The 20493-nt window shown below is 59.2% G+C and carries 24 protein-coding genes; 12 read left to right on the forward strand and 12 right to left on the reverse strand.

Going from position 1 to position 20493, the window contains the following annotated elements; genetic code table 11:
- Nucleotides 1–83 precede the first annotated feature (83 nt).
- The 8 genes from tilS to tolQ form a co-directional block, all read right to left on the reverse strand.
- On the reverse strand, nucleotides 84–1496 hold the full coding sequence (gene tilS / locus JNB85_RS15365) for a tRNA lysidine(34) synthetase TilS (RefSeq protein ID WP_420852273.1): 1413 nt from the start codon (nucleotides 1494–1496) through the stop codon (nucleotides 84–86).
- 28 nt (nucleotides 1497–1524) lie between these two features.
- The gene (gene ybgF, locus JNB85_RS15370; protein WP_220335207.1) at nucleotides 1525–2511 is read right to left on the reverse strand and encodes a tol-pal system protein YbgF; all 987 of its coding nucleotides are present in this window, start codon (nucleotides 2509–2511) and stop codon (nucleotides 1525–1527) included.
- 161 nt (nucleotides 2512–2672) lie between these two features.
- Nucleotides 2673–3203: a peptidoglycan-associated lipoprotein Pal gene (gene pal, locus JNB85_RS15375; protein ID WP_183748843.1), complete on the reverse strand. Its 531-nt coding sequence runs from the start codon at nucleotides 3201–3203 to the stop codon at nucleotides 2673–2675.
- Nucleotides 3204–3359: 156 nt separating this feature from the next.
- Nucleotides 3360–4670: a Tol-Pal system beta propeller repeat protein TolB gene (gene tolB, locus JNB85_RS15380; protein ID WP_220335209.1), complete on the reverse strand. Its 1311-nt coding sequence runs from the start codon at nucleotides 4668–4670 to the stop codon at nucleotides 3360–3362.
- A gap of 20 nt (nucleotides 4671–4690) precedes the next feature.
- Complete coding sequence (locus JNB85_RS15385; protein WP_220335210.1) at nucleotides 4691–5104, reverse strand: cell envelope integrity TolA family protein; 414 nt, start codon at nucleotides 5102–5104, stop codon at nucleotides 4691–4693.
- Entirely contained in the window at nucleotides 5105–6241 is a 1137-nt protein-coding gene (locus JNB85_RS15390; RefSeq protein ID WP_220335211.1) for a hypothetical protein, read from the reverse strand.
- An 8-nt stretch (nucleotides 6242–6249) separates the two neighbouring features.
- The gene (gene tolR / locus JNB85_RS15395) at nucleotides 6250–6705 is read right to left on the reverse strand and encodes a protein TolR (RefSeq protein WP_007827059.1); all 456 of its coding nucleotides are present in this window, start codon (nucleotides 6703–6705) and stop codon (nucleotides 6250–6252) included.
- Nucleotides 6706–6722: 17 nt separating this feature from the next.
- Nucleotides 6723–7442 (reverse strand): protein TolQ, encoded by a 720-nt coding sequence (tolQ, locus tag JNB85_RS15400; RefSeq protein ID WP_183748840.1) that lies wholly within the window; start codon nucleotides 7440–7442, stop codon nucleotides 6723–6725.
- A 484-nt stretch (nucleotides 7443–7926) separates the two neighbouring features.
- On the opposite strand from tolQ, the gene JNB85_RS15405 reads away from it, so the two are divergent.
- Genes JNB85_RS15405 through JNB85_RS15415 form a run of 3 tightly spaced genes read left to right on the forward strand, consistent with a single transcriptional unit; the run spans nucleotide 7927 to nucleotide 10598 of the window.
- Entirely contained in the window at nucleotides 7927–8952 is a 1026-nt protein-coding gene (locus tag JNB85_RS15405; RefSeq protein ID WP_220335213.1) for an ABC transporter substrate-binding protein, read from the forward strand.
- A gap of 58 nt (nucleotides 8953–9010) precedes the next feature.
- Entirely contained in the window at nucleotides 9011–9823 is an 813-nt protein-coding gene (locus tag JNB85_RS15410; protein WP_220335214.1) for an ABC transporter ATP-binding protein, read from the forward strand.
- A gap of 4 nt (nucleotides 9824–9827) precedes the next feature.
- A complete protein-coding gene (locus JNB85_RS15415; protein WP_220335216.1) occupies nucleotides 9828–10598 on the forward strand; it encodes an ABC transporter permease in 771 nt (256 codons plus the stop codon).
- Nucleotides 10599–10618: 20 nt separating this feature from the next.
- Here the strand turns inward: JNB85_RS15415 and ybgC are convergent, their stop codons facing one another.
- The gene (gene ybgC / locus JNB85_RS15420) at nucleotides 10619–11068 is read right to left on the reverse strand and encodes a tol-pal system-associated acyl-CoA thioesterase (RefSeq protein ID WP_220335218.1); all 450 of its coding nucleotides are present in this window, start codon (nucleotides 11066–11068) and stop codon (nucleotides 10619–10621) included.
- Nucleotides 11069–11187: 119 nt separating this feature from the next.
- Between ybgC and JNB85_RS15425 the strand changes: the two genes are divergently transcribed.
- From JNB85_RS15425 to JNB85_RS15440, 4 genes are all read left to right on the forward strand, one after another.
- Nucleotides 11188–12408: an NAD-dependent epimerase/dehydratase family protein gene (locus tag JNB85_RS15425; RefSeq protein ID WP_220335220.1), complete on the forward strand. Its 1221-nt coding sequence runs from the start codon at nucleotides 11188–11190 to the stop codon at nucleotides 12406–12408.
- A 67-nt stretch (nucleotides 12409–12475) separates the two neighbouring features.
- Nucleotides 12476–13300, forward strand: coding sequence for a glycosyltransferase (locus JNB85_RS15430; RefSeq protein ID WP_220335222.1), 825 nt, complete (start codon nucleotides 12476–12478; stop codon nucleotides 13298–13300).
- On the forward strand, nucleotides 13297–14211 hold the full coding sequence (locus JNB85_RS15435; protein WP_220335223.1) for an NAD-dependent epimerase/dehydratase family protein: 915 nt from the start codon (nucleotides 13297–13299) through the stop codon (nucleotides 14209–14211). Before JNB85_RS15430 ends, JNB85_RS15435 begins: the two co-directional genes overlap by 4 nt.
- A 39-nt stretch (nucleotides 14212–14250) precedes the next feature.
- A complete protein-coding gene (locus JNB85_RS15440) occupies nucleotides 14251–15039 on the forward strand; it encodes a hypothetical protein (RefSeq protein WP_220335225.1) in 789 nt (262 codons plus the stop codon).
- Between the two features lie 3 nt (nucleotides 15040–15042).
- Here the strand turns inward: JNB85_RS15440 and JNB85_RS15445 are convergent, their stop codons facing one another.
- Nucleotides 15043–15342 carry an FUSC family protein gene (locus JNB85_RS15445; protein WP_220335226.1) on the reverse strand — a complete coding sequence of 100 codons (300 nt, stop codon included), beginning with the start codon at nucleotides 15340–15342 and terminating at the stop codon, nucleotides 15043–15045.
- Between JNB85_RS15445 and JNB85_RS15450 the strand changes: the two genes are divergently transcribed.
- From JNB85_RS15450 to JNB85_RS15465, 4 genes are all read left to right on the forward strand, one after another.
- A complete protein-coding gene (locus JNB85_RS15450) occupies nucleotides 15328–15492 on the forward strand; it encodes a hypothetical protein (RefSeq protein WP_220335227.1) in 165 nt (54 codons plus the stop codon). The two genes, JNB85_RS15445 and JNB85_RS15450, sit on opposite strands and share 15 nt — an antisense overlap.
- 67 nt (nucleotides 15493–15559) lie before the next feature.
- Nucleotides 15560–16147 (forward strand): 5-formyltetrahydrofolate cyclo-ligase, encoded by a 588-nt coding sequence (locus JNB85_RS15455; RefSeq protein WP_183748834.1) that lies wholly within the window; start codon nucleotides 15560–15562, stop codon nucleotides 16145–16147.
- Between the two features lie 3 nt (nucleotides 16148–16150).
- Nucleotides 16151–16975, forward strand: a complete 825-nt coding sequence (locus JNB85_RS15460; protein WP_007827096.1) for a TIGR00282 family metallophosphoesterase — start codon at nucleotides 16151–16153, stop codon at nucleotides 16973–16975.
- Between the two features lie 95 nt (nucleotides 16976–17070).
- Nucleotides 17071–17916 carry an MBL fold metallo-hydrolase gene (locus JNB85_RS15465; RefSeq protein WP_220335228.1) on the forward strand — a complete coding sequence of 282 codons (846 nt, stop codon included), beginning with the start codon at nucleotides 17071–17073 and terminating at the stop codon, nucleotides 17914–17916.
- 28 nt (nucleotides 17917–17944) lie between these two features.
- Here JNB85_RS15465 and JNB85_RS15470 read toward each other — a convergent pair whose 3' ends face one another.
- Nucleotides 17945–18448 carry a pyridoxamine 5'-phosphate oxidase family protein gene (locus tag JNB85_RS15470; RefSeq protein ID WP_220335229.1) on the reverse strand — a complete coding sequence of 168 codons (504 nt, stop codon included), beginning with the start codon at nucleotides 18446–18448 and terminating at the stop codon, nucleotides 17945–17947.
- A gap of 172 nt (nucleotides 18449–18620) precedes the next feature.
- Between JNB85_RS15470 and JNB85_RS15475 the strand changes: the two genes are divergently transcribed.
- Complete coding sequence (locus JNB85_RS15475) at nucleotides 18621–19367, forward strand: YebC/PmpR family DNA-binding transcriptional regulator (protein ID WP_183748831.1); 747 nt, start codon at nucleotides 18621–18623, stop codon at nucleotides 19365–19367.
- A gap of 64 nt (nucleotides 19368–19431) precedes the next feature.
- On the opposite strand, the gene JNB85_RS15480 is transcribed toward JNB85_RS15475, so the two are convergent.
- Nucleotides 19432–20433 (reverse strand): LLM class flavin-dependent oxidoreductase, encoded by a 1002-nt coding sequence (locus JNB85_RS15480; RefSeq protein WP_220335230.1) that lies wholly within the window; start codon nucleotides 20431–20433, stop codon nucleotides 19432–19434.
- Nucleotides 20434–20493: the final 60 nt, after the last annotated feature.

Genomic DNA, 20493 nt, shown 5'->3' on the forward strand with positions numbered 1-20493 from the left:
TGGCGACCGTCATATTTGGTCTCTAACATAGGGTTGCGCTACGCCATTGCCAAGGCAATCCGCTAGGTCAGATCGTTTTTCCGTCAATACTTCTTAAAAGGTGGCTCCGCATAGGGCGCCTTTGAGAAAACTGCCGAAAGCCTATTGGCAAAGGTGAAATCAAATCGTGTCAAAAAGCGGTCGAAAGGTGCGAAATAGGGCGCCAAATCAACGGATCGGGCGGATTTCGCGGATAAAATGCCTTTCTCGACGTATAAGGCCGGCGCCGAAGCAACAGCGCGCTTCCATGCCGCCTTGGGCAGGTGCGCAAAATCCTCCGTGCTCGGTACGGGGAGCCACCCACTGTGCGTCGACGGCGTAATCGACTGAACAGAGTATGAAACGCCTTCTGCGGACCCGAAACTAATGGTTTTCTCTGGCGAGTGCAGGAACGAGGGTGCCCCAGCAGCTGCTGCCTCGACCCCAATGGTTGCTCCCGACCTGTTTCTGACTTCGAACCTGCCATCCCAGATCCTGGTGCTCCCCGGCGGCAGTATCAGGGGCGCGATCCCCCTGGTCTCGCGCGCCAGATAAAGCCCGTCACGCCGCAGATCGAATACTACCCTGCCGACGCTCGTTCGTCCCGGCTTGCCACCAGCTGAGAACGCAAGAAGCTGCTCCATCTGAGCCCTCCCCGGCCCAAACGGCTGTCCTCCGAAAACCGCCGTCAGGCGGCCGAGCGCGTAATCAAGGACTGTGCGATCCCGGCTCAGCCCGTCAGGCATTACCTGACCGAGCAGACCGCCATGAAGCCTGAAATAACGATCGAGCCATCCGGCCCCGTCAGAAGAAAGAGCCAGTCGTTCATCCCAGATTCCAGTTATATTTGTCTCCGCCTTCGCATCAAGGGAAAGCTGCCGCCGCGTCCGCACGCGCTCGTATTTCACATCATCGTTGCTGGGATCGTCGATCCAGGGCGTGCCGCGTGCGCGCAGGAAGTCGCGGATATCTGCCCGGTAAGAGAAAAGAAGCGGCCGCAGGACCCAGAAACGCCGGTCGAAAAGCATCGCATCCGCTATACCGGTTGAGATTTGCTCCGATCGCATCCCGCGCATCTGCAGCGTTTCACCCTGATCATCGAGCGTATGTCCTGTGACGATGAGATTTGCATCGAACGCTTCTGCCGCCTCGGCAAGAAGTCGGTAACGTGCCTCGCGCGCAGCTGCCATGATCCCGGCTTTCGGCTTCTCGCCCTGCCAGACCATCGTACGATGCGAAATATCCTTCGAGGTGCAGAGAGCAGCGACCTGGTAGGCCTCGTCTGCGGATCCATCGCGCAACGCGTGGTCGACGGTTGCGGCGCAAAGGGAAATGGAAAGATCGGGAGCGGCCTTCAGCGCTTCGAAGAGCAGCAGGAGCAGGCCGGTGGAATCGCTTCCGCCCGAAATCGCGACAAGAATGCGCGCAGGCGTCTTCAGCGAAGCGAGGAAACGGCTGGTTGCCGCTTCAGGAGACATCGGGCCTTCCGGAAACAAGCCGGAGACCTCAGCAGGCGAGACGCTTCTGCTCGCTCGCAACTTTATTTATGACCGCACGGGAGGCCTTCGGATAGCGCTTGCTGACTTCGCGCAAGGTCGCGCAGGCGGTGTCGGTATTATCGAGTGCGGCAAGCGACATGCCGAGCTTCAGCAGCATCTCGGGTGCCTTTTCGGACGTACCATATTTCTGATGGGCGTTCAGGAAGGTCTTGGCCGATTCGTTGAACTTGCCCTGCGAATAAAGCGCTTCCCCAAGCCAGAAATTGGCATCCGCTACACGCGAGCTGTTGGGATAACGGGAGATGTACTGCGTGAATTCCTGCTCCGCCGTAGCGTAGTCGCCAGAAAGCACATGGCCATACGCGGCCCTGTACTGATCGGACTCGCTACCGAGCGAGGCCGTCTGCTGCGGTGATGTTGCATTCGGCAATGGCGCAGAACCAACGGTGGCATTTTTGTTCATCGTATTGCCAATGGGATTACCATTCTGGTCAAAATCGATGGAGCCGAGCTCGCGCGGCGGCTGACCGAGACCTTCATTGGCCGGCACATCGGTGGAGGGAGCCGTTTCGGCTCCCTGTGGGGCTTGAATGACCTTGGCGACATCGTCGCCACCACCCGATGCCGGCGGGGCAATATCGGCTTCGCTCTTTTTCACGGGCGTCTTGGCACCGCCGCCACCGCCCGTCTTTTCGAGCTGCTGGAAGCGGAATTCATTGTCTTCCTGCTGCTTGCGGATCGTCTCCTGCATCTGGAGGAGCTGATAGCTCATTTCCTCGATACGACCATTCAACTGCCGCATCTGGTCTTCCATCTGCTGGATGCGGACCTCCGCTCCGCTGCTCTGCACGTTGACAACCGGCGCTGCCGGCTGGGCCTGTTGCACGGATTGGCCGCCGATGTGCAAGCCGAAGAACGAAGCGGAATAAGCCGCTCGCTCGCTCCCGGTCACGGCCGCAAGGCACAGCATGCCTGCCACGACTAGTTTTTTCATTTTTGTATCGTCCTGTCCCAGTGATTCTTCGCGCCCCGATGGCACGACAGGAGATTTTTCCAATTGCTGTCAAAAAGCAACGGAGTCTGGCCAAAGTGTGGTCAAAAAGAAAGGCGGCCCGCAAGCGAGCCGCCCTGCCAAATTCCGGCTTTTGCCGAAAATTACATGCCTGCACCGCCGAGAACCGTGACCGCACGGCGGTTCTGCGACCAGCATGAGATATCGTCGCAGACGGCGACCGGACGCTCCTTGCCGTAGGAGATCGTCTTCATACGCTGGGCCGGAACGCCGCGCGAAGCCAGATAATCCTTGGTGGCCGCAGCGCGGCGGGCGCCGAGAGCAAGGTTGTATTCGCGCGTGCCGCGTTCGTCGGCATGGCCTTCGACAGTGATCTGGTAGTTCGGGTAACGACCGAGCCACTGAGCCTGACGGTCAAGTGTCTGGGCAGCGTCGGCGCGGATCGATGTGGAGTCGGTATCGAAGAAGATGCGGTCGCCGACATTGACCGTGAAGTCCTGGGCAGAACCCGGCGTTGCAGCACCGGCGCCGAGGCCGAGATCGCCGGCGCTGTTCGGCACATTCTTCTTGTTGGCGCAGCTCGCAAGAGCGAGACCGGCGACAAGCGCGATCATGACGGGGTTGCGGGCGAAATTCTGCAGACGGCTCATTGCCGGGGTGTGAATTCGGCTCATGGCCGGGTCTCCTTGCGACTTCAATCAGGTTTCCGGACAGTAACCGCACTCGGTTAACCGGCCCTCAAAGATCATGGTTAACGATTTACTGATTTGTCCCTGCTTTGCCCATTTTCAGGACTTTGCGGCGACATGAAGGCGAATTTCGGCCCTCCACTACTCAAGCAGCGGCGACCAGGCCGGGTCCGAACCATACGCCGGCGTCTTGATAGCCTGTTCGTTATAGCCCGTCAGATCGATCGAATAGAGCTGCGGACCGCCGGCACCGGCCGCCTGACGGAAGAACATGATGACGCGGCCATTCGGCGCCCATGTCGGGCCTTCGTTGTGGAAACCGGTCGTCAGGATACGCTCGCCCGAGCCATCCGGCTTCATGACCCCGATCGAGAACTTGCCGCCAGACTGCTTGGTGAAGGCGATCAGATCGCCGCGCGGCGACCACACCGGCGTAGAGTAGCGGCCATCGCCGAAGGAAATGCGGGTCTGGCCCGAACCATCGGCATTCATGACATAGATCTGCGACTGACCGCCGCGGTCGCTTTCAAAGGCAACGCGATTGCCGTCAGGCGAATAGGAAGGCGAGGTATCGATTGCCGCGGTCGAGGTCAGGCGGGTCGTCGTGCGCGAACGCAAGTCCATCGTGTAAATGTTCGAGTTGCCTTCCTGCTGCAGACTCATGATGACCTTCTGGCCGTCAGGAGAAAAGCGCGGTGAAAAGGTCATGCCCGGGAAATTACCGACGACTTCGCGCTGTCCGGTCTCGAGCTGCAGCAGATAGACGCGCGGCTGCTGGTTAGCGAAGGACATGTAGGTGACCTCCTGCCGGTTCGGCGAGAAGCGCGGCGTCAGCACGAGGTCGCTGCCGTCGGTCAGCATGCGCACGTTGAAGCCGTCCTGGTCCATGATCGCCAGCTGGCGCTTGCGCTGCTGCTTGGGGCCGGATTCGGAAACGAAGACGACACGGGTGTCGAAGTATCCCTCTTCGCCGGTGATCTGCTTGTAGATCGCGTCAGCGATGATGTGGGCGACACGGCGCCAGTTCTCGGGCTGTGTGTAGAATTGCTGGCCGGTCATCTGCTGGCCGGCAAACGGGTCCCAAAGCCGGAACTCCGCACGGAGGCGGCCATCCGCTTCCTGGGTCACGCGGCCCGTCACTAGCGCCTGCGCGTTGATGACCTTCCAGTCCTCGAAGCGCGGCGAGGCATCGGGATTGGAAATCTTCTCGATGAAGGCCGTCTTGCTGATCGGCGCAAACAGGCCGGACCGCTGGAGATCGGCTGCGATGACCTGAGAGACCTGCGCACCCATATCGCCCTGCAGGAAGTCCGTCACCGCAATCGGCAGCGGCTGAACGTTACCTTTTCGAATGTCGATAGTGACCAACGCATTGGCCGGCGTCGCAAAGACAGCAGCGGTCATCAGACCGGCTGCGATCGCAATGGCGCGGAAGAAGGAACACTTTGTCATACCAAACAGCCTTTCAGCATCTATGGAGTCGGATCGCCGGGTTCGAAGCGCAGGACCACTTCTTTCCAGGATTCGTATTTGTCTTTCGGAAGTGTGGTGAATGGCGATGCGCGCTGCACTGCACGGAGAGCCGCAACCGACAGATTTTGTCGTGCAGCCTCATCGCCGCCTGAAGCCGTCACCAGCGGCGCCCCGTTGATCGCGCCAGTCCTGCTAAGTTTCAGGTGAACGGTGATCAGAACCTTACCGCCGTCCAGCAACCCCGCAGGGACATTGAAATACATTGCTACCGCCCGCCGTATCGCCTCCACTGACGTATCGTCGGTTGCTGCCCCGGCTGACTGTGCCGAAGCCTCAAAGGCGCAGCCCAGAATCGTGCCAAGCACTACGGCGGCTGCAAGGGACTTGTTGCCATTGGACAGGTCCGTCAGCATCTAGATTCCCATGCTGCTCGGATCGAAATTCAGTTCGACCTCATTCCAAGCGTCATACTTGTCCTTTGGAAGCATCGAGAAGGGTGCGGATTTCATGACAGCTCTGTAGGCGCCACTTTCCAGCGCACGTCGCGTGGAATCGCTGCTGCTACCGCCCGAGGATTCCACTTCCGGCTGGCCGATGATGTTACCATCCTTATCGAGCTTCATATGTACCCTGATGACCATGCCGGAAAGGCCTTCCATTCCGGGAGTGATCAGCCAGTTACCTTCGATCAAACCTTGCAGCGCATTCTCTTCGCTTTGACTCAGTTTCGAGCCGCCCGTGCTCTTCTTCGCGCCCAAGGATGCTTCCTGCGTCGAACGCTTGGCGCCACCGGCAGACGGATCAGTCTTGTTCAACAGCGCGGAGATCTCATCCGCATTGAAGTCGCTCTTCATCGACGAAGCGGATTTCGCCACTTCCCGCTTCTGATCGTCCTTCTTCTTGTCCGTCGGCTTCTCGGCCGCCTTCGGCTGTTCCGGTGTCTTTTCCGGCGGCTTCTCAGCTGGCTTCTGTTCCGGTGGCTTTACCTGCGGCTTGACGACTGGAGTCGGCACTTTATCCGGCAGCGCTTCGGCATCCGGCTTCGGCGGTTCTGCAGGTTTGGCCTGTTCTTCCGGCGGCTTTTCCTCGGGCTTCGGCGGCGTCACGTCCACTGGCTTGGTCTGCGGAATGGAAGCGACTTCCTTCGGCTGTTCGACCTCGGTCTCTTCCTTGTTGACTTCCTTGACGTCATTCGGCTTGGGATCAACCTGCGGCAGGGGCTTTTCGCTCGAATTGGCGGCAGCCGCCTCGCTATTGCTCGGCTTGGCATTCGGAACCGGCGGCGTCTTCAGGTCTACATTGTTGTCGCCTGCATTTTCCGCCGGCTGCGGGATCGGTGGCCGGGTCGTCGGCGTCGGCGCAGAAACCTCTTTCTTCGGAGCCTTCTTGTCGCCCTGCTGCAACTGCGTGATGGACTCAACCGGCACGAGGTCGACCGGCATCGCCTCGAAATCCTCCACCTTGAAGGATTCCGGCGCGCTGAGCGACACCAGCGCCCAGGTAAGCACCAGCCCGTGCAGAACCGCAGATGTGACGACGCTGGTCTTCATCTTAAGCGTTACTGGTCCTTCTTCTGCTGCGTCACGAGGCCGATATTCTTGAAGCCGGCGCCCTGGATGCGGGCCATGACGTCAGCAATCACGCCATAAGGCGCAGTCGCGTCGCCGCGCACAAAGATGCGTTCGTTGTAACCGGTGGTGGCGATCGCCTCGAGCTTTGCAGCAATTTCCTCAGCCGGGATCGGCGTTTCCTGCAGATAGACTTCGCCGCTGTTCTTGACCGAAATCGTGATCGGCTGCGTCTCGGAATTCAGCGCCTTGGCCTGCGTTTCCGGCAGGTCGATCGGAACACCAACGGTCATCATCGGTGCGGCCACCATGAAGATGATGAGCAGCACGAGCATGACGTCGACGAGCGGCGTCACGTTGATTTCGGAGATCACCCCTTTGTTGCGGCCACCGCGGCGGCGGCGTCCGCCGCCTCCTCCGCTATTGCCGCCTACAGCCATACCCATAGTCGTCGCTCCGTCCGTTACTGCGCAGCCTGACGCGGCTGCAGCTTCTCATCGATCTGGCGCGAAAGGATGGCGGAGAATTCGTCCGCAAAGCCTTCCATGCGAGCCGAGAGCTTGCCGGCATCGGCGGAGAACTTGTTGTAGGCGATAACCGCTGGAATAGCTGCGACGAGACCGATGGCAGTCGCGAGAAGAGCTTCCGCGATACCGGGCGCCACGACCGCAAGGTTGGTGGACTTCGAACCGGCGATTGCCTGGAACGAGGTCATGATACCGACGACCGTACCGAAGAGGCCGATGAACGGACCGGCCGAGCCGATCGTCGCGAGCGAGCCGAGGCGGGCCGAGAGATATTCGGATTCACGGGCGAGTGTGACGTCCATAGCGCGATCGATACGCATTTGCAGACCAATCGGCGAACGCGCACCGCGCTCGAAGGACTTCTTCCATTCGCGCATCGCCGCAACAAAGATCGCCGCAAGGCCAGTATTGTTGCGCTCGGACAGCGTCCGGTAGAGTTCTTCAAGCGACTGGCCCGACCAGAAAACCTGCTCGAACTTGTCGAACTGGCGACGGGCACGGCCGTACGCCAGGTATTTGTCGATGACGATCGCCCAGGTCCATACCGAAGCGGCGATAAGGCCGAGCATGACCAGCTTGACGACGATGCCGGCCTGCATGAAAAGCGACCAGAGACTGACGTCGGTCGTGGCTGCTGCCAATCCTACTTGTTCCATAGATCCAAAATCCCCGAATCCAAACGCCCGGCGCTTGACCGGGCGGCACGAAGTGATCACGCAAGAATGTCTGGCGGCCGCCGCCCAAAGCCCTGGTCAAGCTTCCAAGCTCTTCTTCCGCCTTCTTGCCGTCAAATTTGGTCAAAGGAAGGCGTGCGTCGCACAAACTCCGACTCCGCGAGTAAGACACCATTATGGTTAATAGATCGTTAGTGCCAGACTATGACAGCAGGAATGTCGCGTGAGATTTGTTCCTGGATTAGCTTGACCGGAGCATCGCCCGGTGCTGAACGCAGCGCTCATCTTGCAGCGCGGCAATTCCTTCACATAAAATTCAAGTTTTTACAAGCCCCCGATTCGATCGCCATGGCTTATGGAACACGTGGAAATCGAACTCTTCTGCTTGTAAATTAAGCATGCATATTAAATAGTCATTACCGCTTCTCTCCCTCCTCCCGGGATTTTTATATAACAGGGGAACAACATGTTACGACTCGCAACAAAAGTCGCTGCCGGCCTTATCGCGCTTGCAGCATCGACCTACTCCGTCGGCGCTCAGGATCTGAAACCAGTCCACTTCTCGCTCGACTGGGCACTTCAGGGCAACCACGCCATCTGGGCGCTCGCCCTGAAGAACAAATACTTCGAGGAGAACGGCCTCAATGTAACGATGGATCGCGGATACGGCTCGGGCGACACGGTCGTCAAGGTTGCTGCCGGAGCGTATGACATCGGCTTCACCGATATCAATGCCGTCATTAAGTTCAACGCGGAAAACCCCGGCCAGCGGCTCGTTGGCTTTTATCAGGTCTTCGACCGCACTCCGAACTCGATCATCACTCTTAAGAAATCCGGTATCGCCAAACCGGCAGATCTTGCCGGCCATACTATCGGTGCACCGGAAGCCGATTCCAGCCGCATCATGTTCGGCGCCTTCGCAAAGGCAAACAGCATTGATCCGGCAAGCGTCAAATGGGTTAGCATGGCTCCGAACCTTCGCGAAACGATGCTGGCCCAGGGCCAAGTCGATGCAATTTCAGGCTTCTCCTCCACATCGGTCTTCAATTTGATCGCAGCCGGCATCCCGCGTGAAGATATCGTCGTTATCCCCTACTCCGACAACGGCCTTGATCTCTATGGCAGCGCGCTCGTCGCAAAGCCGGAATACATCGAGAAGAACCCCGACATTATCAAAGGATTCGTCAAGGCGACGATAGAGGGTACGGTCGCACTCCTGAAGGATCCCGCTTCCGGCATGGCGGCCATCAAGGAAGGCGATCCCCTGTTTGACGAAAAGCTGGAGGCCGATCGCCTGGCCTATTTGATGGATATCGGCGTCCTGAAATCCAAGGCTTTCGATGAGAACGGCCTCGGCTATATCGATCCTGCCAAGATGGAAACGACGATAAAGACCAATAGCGAAGTCTACAATATCGCTGCGCCCGCAGCCGATACGGTCTATACGACAGCTTTCCTACCGCCGCAGGCCGAGCGGATGCCGCCGAAATAAGCGCTGCCTCTTTCCACGTCCGAGAATCGAATAGCAGGCGTCAGGAGATGACCGTATCATGAACCCCCTTGTCGAGCTGATCGATGTCAGCCTCTCCTACGCGGGCACGACGGCGCTTTCCGGTTTCCGCATCTCGGTGCCAGAAGGCAGCTTCGCTGCCGTGGTCGGCCCCTCCGGCTGCGGCAAATCCACGCTTATGAAACTGGTGACCGGCCTATTGCCGCCGACTTCGGGCGCCGTTCTGGTGGACGACAAGGAGATCGACGGACCGCTCAACATCGTCGGCATGGCATTCCAGAACCCGAACCTCCTGCCCTGGCGCACGACTCTGGAGAACGTTCTGCTGCCGCTCGAGGTCGTTCGCCCAGCCCGTTACGAGTTTCGCCAGAAGCGGGAGGAATTCACGGCGCGCGCCACGGCATTGCTGAAAATGGTCGGTCTCGAAAATTTCGCCGATCATTATCCCTGGCAGCTTTCCGGCGGAATGCAGCAGCGCGCGTCGCTTTGCCGCGCCCTGATCCATCGTCCGCGGCTGCTGATGCTGGATGAACCTTTCGGCGCGCTCGACGCCTTCACCCGTGAAGAGCTCTGGGATGTGCTGCAGACGATCTGGACCGAACAGAGATTCACGACAATCCTCGTCACTCACGACCTGCGCGAGGCGCTCTACCTGGCAGACACGGTCCACGTCATGTCGGCCCGGCCCGGTAGGATCGTTCGGTCGCTCGATACGGTGCAATTCGCTCGCCCAAGGGATGAGAAGACTTTCATCGATCCGCGCTTCAATGAAGCGGTCCTGGAACTGCGCGAGGAAATCCGCAATCAGCGTTCGCCTCCCGATATGCAATCCCTAACCCGGGCCGCGGAGTAAACGGATGAAAAATTTAGATCGCATCGCCCCCTACGCCGTCGGCCTTCTGCTGCTCCTTGTCTGGGAAATCGCCTGTTCGGCTTTCAAAGTCCCTTCCTTCGTGTTGCCGTCACCGATGGAAATCGCCGTCGCGCTCTATCAGAATATCTATGTGATCTGGTTCCATTCCAGCCAGACACTCCTCACGACACTGGGCGGCTTCGTCCTAGCGGTGATCTTCGGCACCGGCCTCGGTGTTGCGGTCGGCTCGTCACGCATGGCCTATTCCAGCCTCTACCCTCTGCTGATCGGCTTCAATTCGGTTCCGAAAGTCGCAATTGTGCCGGTACTGGTCGTCTGGTTCGGCATCGGCATCGTGCCCGCAGTGCTGACCGCCTTCATGCTGAGCTTCTTCCCGATTGCTGTGAACGTGGCGACGGGCCTTGCCACGATCGAACCGGAGCTGCGTGACGTCTTGAGGTCTCTCGGCGCAAGCCAGACGGACGTCGTCCGCAAGGTCGGCATCCCCCGGTCCCTGCCCTATCTCTTCGCATCGTTGAAGATATCGATTACCCTTTCCTTCGTCGGATCGGTTATTTCAGAAACGCTCGCATCCAATCGTGGTATCGGCACGCTGATGACTCAGGCTTCGGCGAACTTCAAGATTCCGCTGGTCTTCGCCGGACTCGTGGTGATCGCCTTCATGGGCATCGCCATGTATGCGGTCTTTGCTGCCGCTGAACGGCGCATGACAGGCTGGGCCGTTCGGGGCTCCAACTTCGCCGTCGGCGGATGAAAATCGAACGGCTGTGCGCCTCAGTTCTCAGGGATGAGCATCTGCCTTGCAAGCGCCTCGGGCAGCCGGCGCGGCCGTCCCTTGGCATTGATGACCGCAATGATCACCTTGGCAGATATCAGCAGCGTATCATCACGGCGGATTTCCTGGTTGAGCACCATCTTCGCGCCGCCCGCCTTTTCCGTGTGTGTGATCACAGTCAAAATGTCGTCCATGCGGGCCGGGCTTTTAAAGTCGATCTCCATGCGATGGACAACGAAAACGAGGCCCTCCTCGTCCGCATTGACGAGCTCTCGCTGCTCGACACCGAGGCAGCGCAGATAGTCGGTGCGGCCCCGTTCGAGGAAATGCAGATAGCGTGCATGATAGACCAGACCGGAGAAATCCGTATCTTCATAATAGACCCGCTGCACGAGTCGGTGGCCTGCCTCGGTGAGTTCGCCGGAAATAGAAAAACAGTGTTCCGCCATAATTTTCTCCAAACTTTCCGGCCCTCTTTGGCGCAACACGTCTCGACAGGCAAGCATTGAACAATTGTCATATTTCCTAACTATCCCAGTTAGGAAGCAACCGATGAGGAACCAGTGGCATGAAGATTGCGGTGATGGGCGGAGACGGTTTTATCGGTTGGCCAACCTCGCTGCATCTCTCCGATGCCGGGCATGACATCCACATCCTCGACAATCTCTCCCGCCGCTGGATCGATACAGAGCTCGGCGTCCAGTCGCTGACGCCGATGGACTCCATTCAGGAGCGCACTCGTATCTGGCATGCCGAAACCGGCCGCCGCATCCATTTCAATCTGATCGACCTCGCCCGCGACTACGAGCTCCTGAAGAAGTGGCTCGCGGAAAACCGTCCGGAAGCGATCATCCATTTCGCCGAGCAGCGCGCCGCGCCCTATTCGATGAAGAGCGACCGGCACAAGAATTACACTGTCAACAACAATGTCAGCGCCACGCATAATCTTTTGAATGCATTGGTCGAGCTGCAGCTCGATGCGCATCTGGTTCACCTCGGCACCATGGGCGTCTATGGCTATTCGACTGTCGGTGCTGCCATTCCGGAAGGTTACCTGCCTGTCGGCATCGAGACGATGGACGGCGAAACTGCCTCGCAGGAAATCCTCTATCCATCCAATCCCGGCTCGATCTACCACATGACCAAGTGCCTGGATCAGTTGCTCTTCCAGTTCTATGCCAAGAACGACAACCTCAGGATCACTGATCTGCATCAAGGCATCGTGTGGGGCACGCATACCGAACAGACGCGCCGCCATCCGCAGCTCATCAACCGCTTCGATTATGACGGCGACTACGGCACGGTGTTGAACCGTTTCCTCATCCAGGCCGCCATCGGCTATCCACTGACCGTCCACGGCACCGGCGGGCAGACGCGCGCCTTCATCCACATCCAGGATTCCGTTCGCTGCATCGAACTGGCGCTCAAGAATCCTCCCGCCCGCGGTTCACGGGTCGAGATCTTCAACCAGATGACGGAAACCCATCGCGTGCGCGATCTTGCGGAGATGATCGCCAGGATGGCCGGTTCCGAAGTCGTCTGGCTCCCCAATCCGCGCAAGGAAGCTGCCGAAAACGATCTCGTCGTCAGGAACGACAAGTTCCTCGGCCTTGGCCTCAACCCGATCACGCTGCAGGCCGGCCTGCTCGACGAAATCGTCGAAGTCGCCAAGAAATTCGCCTATCGTGTCGACCGCTCCCGTGTCCCGGCCGTCTCCGCCTGGACAAAGGATATCGCCGCGACGATCAATCACGACCCGGAAGGCAAGCGACTGAAGTCCGTTTCATGAGGGGTGCCCTCTTCTCGGCGCAACAGTGTTGCCGGAGCGAGGTCGTTCAGGAAGGTATCCTGCATCCATGACCCCTGCCCCGCACTTCGCCTACGTCACTCTCGTCACCAACGCCGATTACGCCATGGGCGCGACGGCACTAGCCAACTCGCTGCGCCGCACTGGTACCGACGCCGCTATCGTCATCCTGCATACCGGCGGTGTTGAAGCGGCCACGCTCGCCCCACTGGGCACCCTCGGCTGCCGACTGATCGAAGTCGAGCACCTGCCGCTGTCGAAGGCGTTCAACGAGCGCCATGCCCGCGGCAATCTCCACTCCGCAGCGCCTTTCACCAAAGGCCGCAAGCCGGCCTTTCATTCACCGCTCGACAATTTTTGCAAGCTGCGCCTCTGGCAGCTTGTCGAATACGAGCGCTGCGTCTTCATCGATGCCGACGCGATCGTGCTGAAGAACGTCGACAAGCTCTTCGCCTACCCGGAATTCTCCGCGGCGCCCAATGTCTATGAAAGCCTCGCCGACTTCCGTCGCATGAACTCAGGCGTCTTCGTTGCCCGTCCGTCAGAAGAGACATTCAGGAGAATGCTGGAGCTTCTGGATCAGCCCGAGATCTTTTGGCGGCGCACCGATCAGACCTTTCTCGAAACCTTCTTTCCCGATTGGCACGGCCTGCCGGTCTATTTCAACATGCTGCAATATGTCTGGTTCACGATGCCGGCCCTGTGGGATTGGAAGAGCATTTCAATCCTGCACTATCAGTATGAAAAACCTTGGGAAAAAGATCACCCGAAGGCGGCGGAGCTACAACCTTTGATCGATTTGTGGCATTGTTTCCATACTGACAGCCACGTGCCGGAGATTGCATCCCTGGCCAATCCGGATGAGGCGACATGAAAGTACTGGTATCAGGCGGAACGGGCCTCGTCGGACGTTATATCGTCGAAGAGCTGCTTTCCGCCGGATATCAGGTGATTATCGGCGGGCGGCGCGCACCGCTTCCACAGGCCTTTTCCCGTCCGGTCGATTTCGTCCCGCTTTCGCTCGATCCGGAAAAGAACGATATCGGCGCCTTCGATGACGCCTATTTCTTCGTGCACGCCGCCTTCAGTCACATCGAAGGAAAATATCGCGGCGGCGAAGGCGATGACCCGAAGGCATTTCACCGCCTGAACCTCGACGGCACCGTAAAACTCTTCGAGGAGGCAAAGCGCGCCGGTACCCGCCGGTGCATCTTCATCTCCAGCCGCGCCGCCTATGGCGAGCATGCACCTGGCACCGAGCTTTTCGAAACCATGCCCGCCACGCCGGAAACCCTTTACGGGCAGGTCAAGCTCGATGGGGAACGCACGCTCGCCCATCTTTCCGGACCGGGCTTTGCGGGAGCAAGCCTGCGGGCAACAGGTGTTTACGGTGACCATTCTCCAAACAAATGGGACCGGCTGATCGATGACTATCTGAGCGGCGAGCCTATTTCCTCACGTGCGGGAACCGAAGTGCACGGACGTGATCTCGGCCGCGCCGTGCGGCTGATGCTGGAAACAGAAAGCGCCCGAATCTCCGGCGAGGTCTTCAACGTTTCGGATATCGTCGTCGATACGAGGGATATCCTTTCGCCGATCCGGCATCGCGCCGACTGTCCCTTCCCCCTGCCCGAAGCAGCGGACAAGGCAGAGCTTTGCGCCATGAACACAGGCAAGATCCGCGCGCTCGGCTGGAAGCCCGGCGGCATGACCCTTTTCGAGCAGACAATGCGGCAACTGGCCAAGAAACGAACCGTTTCGCGGCCCAGTTCCACGCAAGGCTGATCTGGCAGAGTGCGCCCAAAATGTAATCGGGGGTATATTATGCAGCTCTCAACCGTTCCGGCGACCACCCTTCTGCGCGGCACCCAACCGGTACAATCCGGCGTTTCGTCCACGGGCGATGAGCCCGACACCGGTGTACTGAAGATCCAGCGGCAGTCGCTGGCGCTGGAGCAGGTGCGCAATTCACTGGGAAGCTCCGCCGACGATGCAAAGAGCCGCGCCCAGCGCAAGCTAGAAGAAGCCAAGCAGGAGCTTCAGGCGCTGAAGACGGCGGGCTTCCCGCCTGAAGTGATTGCGCGTCTCGCCGCCGAACTCGCGCGAAAGGTCGGCGCCGCGGCCTCCGAATTCGCCTCGGCCGTTGCAACCGGGGGCTCCTCCGACGCAGATGCTGCGACCAGCGCTGCAGCCGTATCGGCTTCCACCGCCGCGACGACCGCTGCCACCACGAATGGAACGGCCGACGCTGTCGCAAGCGATGCAATGGTGTCCACCAAAGTAACGCAGGATACCGAAACGGCAACGGAAGCAGTGGAAGACGGCACCGACACTGCGGAAACAGACGGCGCGGCTCATGCCCGCAAAGCCTATCAGGAAATCGTCGAGGACGGTCCGAAGTCCTCGGCAATTTCCGCCGACGACCGCAAGACGATGGAAGAGTTCAAATCCATCGTCCGCGAGCTGAAGCAGATCCTTGAAAAGGCCATGCGCGACCTGCGTGAGAAGAATCGCAACGCCGCCGAAGGTGCAATCGGATTAGCACAATCAGCCGTGACCGGGCTGTCGGCCGCCATGCCGGCGGCGACCATTCCTTCGAGCATCGTCGTCTAAGCCTTAGGCGCTGCCGTCTGCGGCAGGAAATGGATTGTTGCGTGGTTGACGAGGCAATTGCAAATAGCCTACCAGCAGTGCTGACGTTGGCAGGGCATGATCGGCGGTTCCCATGGCCATCATCGACAGCGGCGTCATCACGATCGAATAGGTGAGATAATTCCTGGCCCGGAGGAAGGGCCTGGCGCCGCCGAGCATGCCGATAACAAGCACATCGGCCCAACTTGGCAAGGCTACAAACGACAGCAATCTCGCACAGCAGACACCGAAGAGAACGCCGATCACTCTTTGCGTCGTCTTCAACGGCAAACGCTCCGGCCGCCGCTCGATCAGCAGCGCCAGCGCCGCGCAGTGGCTTCGCAAGAGCGCAAGACGTTGATCGAGGCGTCGGAGATTATGCTGAAGCTCGCCTATGCCCATCCCGAGGACGGGGCGCAATCAGGCGAGGAATAGACCCTTTTCATCTGTCGCCTCCAGCCGCAAGCGGTTATGTTCGCTGGGCAACGATACTGGATTTTAGATGACGCCCAAGGAATTGAAGGCTCAATTGCGCGCCGAACGTCTGGCTGCCCGGGACGCCATCCCGACAGATCTTCGCACAGCCAAAAGCCTCGACATGGCAGCTCATGCCGGGGATGCGATTGCTTTTGCGCCTGGAACAACCATCTCCGGTTTTCTGCCGATCCGCTCGGAAGCCGACCTGCAGCCGTTGATGGCGCGGTGGCGCGGGCGCGGCGGCCGTCTTTGCGTGCCCGCAATCATCGACAAGCAAACCATCGTCTTTCGGGAACTCGTCCACGGTGCGGCACTGAGGAGCACCGGCTTCGGCACGGTCGGCCCAGGCGAAGATGCTGCCATCCTCGACCCCGAAATCATGCTCGTGCCGCTATCGGCCTTCGATTCCCGCGGCCACCGTATCGGCTACGGCGCCGGCCATTATGACCGTGCAATCGACCGTCTCAGGCAAAAAGGGCTCTCACCGAAGCTGATCGGCATTGCATTTGACTGCCAGGAAGTGGCAGAGGTACCCGCTGAGCCGCATGACATAAGCCTGGATGCCATCCTGACGGAAAGCGGCCTGCGCCATTTTACCTCACGGATTGGATAGGGAATGCGACTGCTATTTCTGGGTGACATGGTCGGCAAGACGGGACGCACGGCGGTATGGGACCGCCTGCCCGGCCTGGTTTCCGACCTGAAGCTCGATTTCGTCATCGTCAATGGCGAGAACGCCGCCGGCGGCTTCGGCATCACCGAAGACATCTTTCTGGAAACGATCAATGCCGGCGCCGATGTGGTGACAACCGGCAATCACGTCTGGGACCAGAAGGATGCTGTCGCCTTCGCTGGCCGCCATGACCAGTTTCTGCGTCCGGCAAACTATCCGCAGGGTACGCCCGGGCGCGGCTCCGGTCTGTTCTATGCGCGCAACGGCGCGCGCGTGCTCGTCGCCAACATCATGGGCCGCGTCTTCATGCATCCCGAGCTCGATGATCCTTTCAAGGCGGCCGAAACGATCCTTGCCGCCTGTCCGCTGAAGGAACAGGCCGACGCCATCATCTTCGATTTCCATGCGGAGGCGACGAGCGAAAAGCAGTGCTTCGGTCACTTCGTCGATGGCCGCGCCAGCTTCGTCGTCGGCACCCACACCCATGTCCCGACCGCCGATGCGCAGATCCTCAATGGCGGTACAGCCTATATGTCGGACGCCGGCATGTGCGGCGATTACGATTCCTCGCTCGGCATGGACAAGGAAGAGCCGCTCAACCGCTTCATCTCCAAGATGCCGAAGGGCCGCATGGAAGCAGCAACCGGACCCGCCACCATCTGCGGCGTCGGCGTGGAAATTTCGGATGCGACGGGTCTGGCCGAAAAGATCGCGCCGCTGCGCCTTGGCCCGCGGCTTGCCGAAACGATTCCGGAGTTCTGGCGCTAGCGCCTCTCAACACGCAATTGTGAGCATATCCCGTCTGGACCGCTGCGGCGGCATGCCGCATCCTCCGGGCGTCGTGAAAGCGCCGGAGGGGTGGCATGAAGCCGCATTGTCTTGTCCTCGCTATCGCATGTCTTGCGATTTTCACCGTGCCAAACCTTGCCGCAGCCCAGGAAGATCGAAGCCCGGTCAGCCAGTGCCAGGCAATCGCTCAGAATATTCCGAAGGCCACCTTCGCGAGTTTCTCCGGCGTGGCGCCGGTAGTCCCTGCAGTTTCCGAGGGTGAAGATGTCAAGTTCACCTATCTCGGCCATTCAACCTTCGAAATTGAGACTCCCGGCGGCATCGTCATCGCCACGGATTACAATGGTTGGTATAGGCCGGCCGTCACACCTGACGTCGTCACCATGAACAAGGCGCACTCGACGCATTACACCCTGACGCCGGATCCCGACATCAAGCACGTGCTGCACGGGTGGAGCGACATCCCCGGCGAAAAAGCCAGGATCAATCTCGTCGTCGGTGACGCCTATATCCGCAATGTGACGACGGATATCCGCTTCAGCTATGGGTTGGGCGGGTCACAACTGGACGGCAATTCAATCTTCATCTTCGAAATCGCCGACCTCTGCATCGGCCATCTCGGCCACCTGCATTATGAACTGACTGACGCACATTATACGGAAATCGGCAGGCTGGATGTGGTCATGGTGCCGGTCGACGGCGGTCTGACCATGGGAGCCGACAGCATGAGCCGCGTCATCAAGCGGCTGCGGTCATCGCTGATCCTGCCGATGCATCGCCGCGGCCCGCCGGTCAACTCCTTCATCTCGATGTTCGGCAACGGCTTCGACGTCAATTATGCGCCTGACAATAGCCTCACCGTTTCCATGCGTACGCTACCGAAAAAGCCTCTGATCTATGTAATGAAGGACGTGCAGTAGAAGGCCCGGGCTGTGCCGAGCCTTTAGCTCATGCAAATTGCAAATGCCGTTTGATACCGACATCAGGCATCTTCTCCTCGTCGAAATTGGCCTTGGCAATTTCCCAGCCGAATTTTAGTTTGCTTCCGGTCGAGACCCAGATCTCGGCATCATCGACATGCATGGAAAGCATCGTCAGCTTCGGATCCTTCTTGCCGCCTTCATACCAGGCGGCCACGACAGAGTTCCAGAACTCCTCGATTTTTGCGGGATCAGGACGTACCTCGATAACCCCGGACAGGCAGGCATGATAATCGTGGTTCTTGCCGATGACGCAGAAATGCGCGCGGCTGCCGGGTTTGATCATCCGCACGAGTTCGGCATCCGTCTTGGTATAGAACCAGATCGTATTGGTGGTCGGATCGACATTCGGAGCCATGGGCTGCATATGCATGTCGACGCCTGAAAGGCCGAGCATGCCGGCGTGGATGTCGTTGATCTGATCCCAGAGTTGACGCGCCGGTTGTTCACGGGCTTCGCTGAAGCTTGCCATAGCCGTTCCTTTCCTGCTGGTGTTGTCGGTTGAAAACGTCATCTTTGCCGCTTTGTTCCGCCATTAGCCATGCCACCAGAGAAGGATTGAAAAGCCGCTTTTTCCTTGAATATCGCCCTTACCGATCTTATAAGGCGGCCCATTCCGAACAAGAGACGTGAACAGGGGTGCCATGGCTGGCCATTCACAGTTTAAAAACATCATGCACCGCAAGGGCCGTCAGGATTCCGTGCGCTCGAAAATGTTCTCCAAGCTCGCGCGCGAAATCACCGTTGCCGCCAAGGCCGGCCTGCCCGACCCTTCGATGAACGCCCGCCTGCGCCTGGCGATCCAGAACGCCAAGGCCCAGTCGATGCCGAAGGACAACATCGATCGCGCCATCAAGAAGGCTTCCGGCGCCGATACCGAGAACTATGACGAAGTACGCTACGAAGGCTACGGCCCGGGCGGCACGGCGATCATCGTCGAGGCCCTGACCGATAACCGCAACCGCACCGCCTCCAACGTCCGCTCGATCTTCACCAAGGCCGGCGGCGCCCTTGGCGAAACCGGCTCGGTTTCCTTCTCCTTCGATCATGTCGGCGAAATCACCTACAAACTGTCGGCCGGCGACGCCGACAAGGTCATGGAAGCCGCGATCGAAGCCGGCGCCGACGATGTGGAGACCGACGAGGAAGGCCATTACATCACCACCGCCTTCGAAGCCCTCGGCGAAGTTGCCAAGGCGCTCGAAGCATCCCTAGGCGAAGCCGAGACTGTCAAAGCCGTCTGGCGCGCCCAGAACAACGTGCCGGTCGATGAAGAAAGAGCCCAATCGCTGCTGAAGCTCATCGACTCGCTCGAAGACGATGACGACGTCCAGAACGTCTACTCGAACTTCGAAGTCTCGGAAGAAGTTCTGGCCAAGCTCTCGGCTTAAGCGATATTGAATCGAAAAACCCGGCCATTCCGCCGGGTTTTTTGCTTTCTGGAATGCCTGGTGGCTAGGCCGCAGCTCGCAGGAAATTGCCAAGTCCGGCAAAGAGCTCCACCGATTTCAACCGTGCCTCGATATCATGGATCGGCATGGAGATGATGACCTCATCGGCCTGCGTTTCCTTGAGGAATTCATTGAGCTGGGCCTCTGCTGTGGCTGGGGAGCCGACCACGGCGTAACGCAACGTGTGCTCCACATTCATCTTTTCCATCGGCGACCAGAAGGCGTCCATGTCTTTGACCGGCCGCGGGAAAGGGCCACGCACATTGCGCCTGAGATTGACGAATTGCTGCTGTGCAGAGGTGAAGTGATACCGCGCTTCCTCGTCCGTTTCGGAAACAGCGCCCATGACGCCGACCATCACATAGGGCTTGTCCAGTTCCGAGGAAGGCTGGAACCGGTCGCGATAGATCGCGATCGCATCAAGCAGCATGTCAGGCGCAAAATGCGAAGCAAAGGCGAAGGGGAGACCGAGCATGGCCGCAAGCTGGGCGCTGTAGAGGCTGGAGCCGAGCAGCCATATCGGGATGTTTGAATTGCTGCCGGGTACGGCGAGGATTGCCTGGTTTTCGATCGGTGCCCCCAGAAGCTGCTGTAGCTCCACTACATCATTGGGAAAACTGTTTGCGCCGGCATCGAGGTTACGCCTGAGCGCCTGTGCCGTGCGCATGTCCGTTCCCGGCGCGCGGCCGAGACCGAGATCGACGCGGCCGGGAAATAGCGCTTCCAGGGTGCCGAACTGCTCGGCGATGACGAGCGGCGCATGGTTCGGCAGCATGACGCCGCCCGAGCCGATTCGAATGGTCTTTGTTACCGCTCCGATCTGGCCGAGAATGACCGAAGTCGCCGCGCTCGCGACGCCGGGCATGCCGTGATGCTCCGCCATCCAGAAACGGGTATAGCCGAATTCCTCCGCCTTCTGTGCCATGCGCTTCGATGCCGCAAAGGATTGGCTGATGGTCGTGCCTTCGGCCACAGGGGAAAGATCGAGAATGGAAAAGGGAACCATGGAAACCTGCCGCGCAAGAATGGGAGTGCGGTCTATGTAGGTTCGCCGTGGCTCTATTCC

It is taken from the genome of Rhizobium mesosinicum, from assembly GCF_019511345.1.
Classification (GTDB): domain Bacteria; phylum Pseudomonadota; class Alphaproteobacteria; order Rhizobiales; family Rhizobiaceae; genus Rhizobium; species Rhizobium mesosinicum.